We start from the raw sequence: 3,600 nt of genomic DNA on the forward strand, positions 1-3,600 counted from the left end.
GTGGTGACCTTGCCGTCGACTTCGCCGACGCGGGTGTTCACGTACTTCTTGGTGGCGCACGCCGACGTGCCGGTGATGGCCAGGGCGCTGATGGACAGGGCGATGAAGGCTCGCTGCAACATGGTCGTTTTCCTCTCGAGACGTGAATGCGGACAGTCAGTTGCCGTGTGATGACGGCTGGGCGATGTAGCCGGAGCGGGCGCGGACCTGCAGATCCGGGTTGCGGGTGCGCACCGCCAGTTCGTGCCATCCGGCCCGGCTGGACGACTCGAAGGCCAGCTGGTACTGATGGCGAAGGTCGGTCACGAGGCGGCGTGCCGCCTGGCTGGTCTCGGCCGGCGTGGAGGCGATCAGCATGTCGCCGCCGGTCCAGTAGGCGAGGTTGGCCAGGCGCGTCGTGATCGGCGCGTCGCCCTGGCGCAGCGGGATGCCGCCGTGATCGGGATGGTTGGCCGGCGACATCACGACCACCACGTAGACCGGCACGTCGATGGCGCTGGCGATGGCCGACACGTCCTCGGCCGTCTTCGTGCTGGCCGTGTCGAGCCCGTCGGTCACGACGATCAGCGCGCGCCGCGGCGAGGGCCGCGTCTCGAGCTGCTCCGCGGTGCTGGCAATCGCGTCGTACAGGGCCGTGGTGCCGTAGGCCGTCAGGCGCGGGAGCGCCGCAGTGATGGCGTCGGCGTCCGTCGTGAACGGCTGCACGTCGCGCAGCTGCTTGTCGAAGGCGAACAGGGCGATCTCGTCGCGCCCGGCGTCGAACCATGCGACCAGGTGCCGGATGACCTCGCGCGCCGCATCGAGGTTGTTCGACAGCGTCATGCTGCCGCTCTGGTCGATGAGCACGCCGAACGACACGGCACCCTGGTCGGAGAAGCCGAAATCGACGATGGGGCGATTGGCCCCGTTTTCGAGGACGGTGAAGTCGTCGCGGGTGAGGTTGCGCACCGGCCGTCCGCGCCGGTCCTTGACCACGGCGTTCACCGACACGAGACTCACGCCGCTGCGGAAGGTGGCCGACGGGCGGTCCTGGACGGGCGACTGGCCGTGCACCGGCGTGAGCAGCAGTGCCGCTCCCCCCAGGCCTCCAATCAGCGCTCGCCGCAGGCTCCGCATCACGCCCTTCGCTTTATCAAGATGTTTGCCAGTCACCGATGTCCGCGATCGAGCGCATTTCCGGGACGCGTTTCGCCAATGGATGAGCGAATTCGTGTAAGAACGCCTCGGCGCATGTAGTTTTTACGCGAAACGGCTACAGGCCGTAGCCTGCAGGCTGCCTGTGGCTGAGGGCTGCCGCCTGAGGTTGCGCCTGTGCTTCCGCTCTCCCTTGTCGGAGAGGCGGAGATCAACCTGTAGGGCTACAATCCGGCCATGGCGCTGACCAGCACGCCCTTGCCCGTGGCCGACCGTGTGAACGGCTTCAGCTACGCGATCCGGAACATCGTGGTCGAGGCGAAGAAGGTGGAGGCTGCCGGGACGAAGGTGGCCTACCTGAACATCGGCGACCCGATCCCGTTCGGGTTCGTGACCCCGCCGCACCTGGTCGAGGCCGTCGCCAGGGCCATGCGGGACGGCCACAACGGCTACACGCCGTCGCCCGGCATCCTCGAGGCGCGCGAGGCCGTTGCCGACGACTTCCGCGGCCGCGGCCTCGAGGTCGATCCCGACCGCGTCCTGCTCACCTCGGGCACCTCGGAAGGCATCGAGCTCACGCTCACCGCCCTGCTCAACGCCGGCGACGAGGTCCTCGTGCCGACGCCGACCTATCCGCTGTACACGGCGGTGATCGCCAAGCTCGGCGCGGTGGAGTCCTACTACCGCACCGACCCGTCGCGCGGCTGGCTGCCCGACCTCGATCACCTGGCCACGCTGGTCACGCCACGGACGCGGGCGCTGGTGGTGATCGACCCGAACAATCCGACCGGGGCGGTCTATCCGGCCGACGTGCGGCGCGCGCTCGTCGAGTTCGCCGAGAGGCACGGCCTGCTCCTCATCGCCGACGAGGTCTACGCCGACCTCGCCTACGACGGCCCGGTGACCCCGCTCGGCCTCATCGACCCCGATGCGGCAATCATTTCGTACTCGTCGTTGTCCAAGGCCTACCTCGCGCCCGGCTGGCGCGCCGGCTGGATGGCCGTGGGTCGCACGCCGCGCCTCGACGGCCTGCTTGGCGGCCTTCGCAAGCTGGCCGACGGCCGGCTGTGCAGCCCCGGGCCGATGCAGTACGCGATCACCGAGGCACTGCGCGGTGACCGCAGCTTCCAGGACACGCTGCGCGCCGAGCTCCGCGAGCGCGCCGACATCACCACCGATCGCCTGAATGCCATCCCCGGCATCACGTGCGTGCGCCCGACCGGCGCGTTCTACGCCATGCCGCAGGTGGCCCTGCCCCCGGGCAAGACCGACGTCGACTACGTGCTCGGCCTGCTGCGCGCGACCGGCGTGCTCACGGTGTTCGGCTCAGGCTTCGGCACCGATCCGGCGATGGGCGCGTTCCGCGTGGTGTTCCTGGCGCCGCCGGCGGACCTGCACGCCATCTACGACCGCATCGCCGCCTACACCAGCGACTTCCTGGCAGGGCGGTAGGCGCTGGCCAGGGACGCACGCGGGCCCGACGGGCGCCTCGGGGCGGCACGGCCGGGACCGCTGGCCGCCACGATCCTCTTCACGGTACTCGCCGTGGCCTGGACGTGGCCGGTCGCTGCCGGCCTCGGCCGCGACGTGCCGTGGGATCTGGGCGATCCGCTGCTCAACGGCTGGATCCTCGCCTGGCACTACCACCAGGCCGGTCGCCTGCTGAGCGGCGACCTCGGCGCCTTCGCCGACTGGTGGCACCCGAACATCTTCCATCCGTCGCCCTACGGACTGGGGCAGTCGGAACTGCTGGTGACGCAGGCGGTGCTCGGCGCGCCGGTCCAGGCGCTCACCGGCAACATCCTGCTCACGTACGACCTGCTGTTCCTGTCGTCGTTCGTGCTCTCCGCCCTCGGCGCCTACCTGTTCGTGCGCAGCCTCACGCGCCACGCCGGTGCGGGGGTCGTGGCCGGCCTGCTGTACGGGTTCGCGCTCTACCGCGTGAACCAGGGGCCGCACCTCCAGGTGCTGTCGTCGCAGTGGTTCCCCTTCGCGCTGTGGGGCCTGCACGAGTGGTGGGAGCACGGACGGATGAAGGCGGCGGTGCTCGCGGGCGTGGCGCTCGCGGCGCAGAACCTGTCCAACGGGTACTTCCTCGTGTACGGCGCGCTCTGGCTGCCGCCGTACGTCATCGCGCAGATCCTGCTGCGCGGCCGCCTCCGCGACCCGCGCGCCTGGCTCGGCCCCCTCGTCACCGCGTTCGTCGGCGTGGCGATCACCGCGCCCTTCCTGTATCCGTACCTGCAGCTGCGCCGCCTCGGGCAGCCGGCTCGGCCGCTCGCGGCCGTCGTGCAGTACAGCGCCGACAGCTACGCCTGGCTCACCGCCAACGACCAGCTGCGGCTGTGGAGCACGCACCTGCAGACGCTCGTGCGGCCCGAGGGCGACCTCTTTCCCGGCCTGGTGCCGATCCTGCTCGCGCTGATCGGCCTGGTGCTCGTGGGGATCGACAGGTCGAGGGCGACG

3 protein-coding genes are annotated in these 3,600 nt (G+C 70.2%); 2 read left to right on the plus strand and 1 reads right to left on the minus strand.

What is annotated here, in order from left to right; all coding sequences use genetic code 11:
- Positions 1-156: 156 nt before the first annotated feature.
- Entirely contained in the window at positions 157-1,116 is a 960-nt protein-coding gene (locus ACIRDX_RS21670) for a VWA domain-containing protein (RefSeq protein WP_396627507.1), read from the minus strand.
- 255 nt (positions 1,117-1,371) lie between these two features.
- On the opposite strand from ACIRDX_RS21670, the gene ACIRDX_RS21675 reads away from it, so the two are divergent.
- Both ACIRDX_RS21675 and ACIRDX_RS21680 read left to right on the plus strand, forming a co-directional pair.
- Positions 1,372-2,586, plus strand: coding sequence for a pyridoxal phosphate-dependent aminotransferase (locus ACIRDX_RS21675; RefSeq protein WP_396627505.1), 1,215 nt, complete (start codon positions 1,372-1,374; stop codon positions 2,584-2,586).
- Between the two features lie 93 nt (positions 2,587-2,679).
- A partial coding sequence (locus ACIRDX_RS21680) for a 6-pyruvoyl-tetrahydropterin synthase-related protein (protein WP_396627506.1) occupies positions 2,680-3,600 on the plus strand: 921 nt, incomplete at its 3' end.

This window comes from Luteitalea sp., from assembly GCF_044337415.1.
Taxonomy (GTDB): domain Bacteria; phylum Acidobacteriota; class Vicinamibacteria; order Vicinamibacterales; family Vicinamibacteraceae; genus Luteitalea.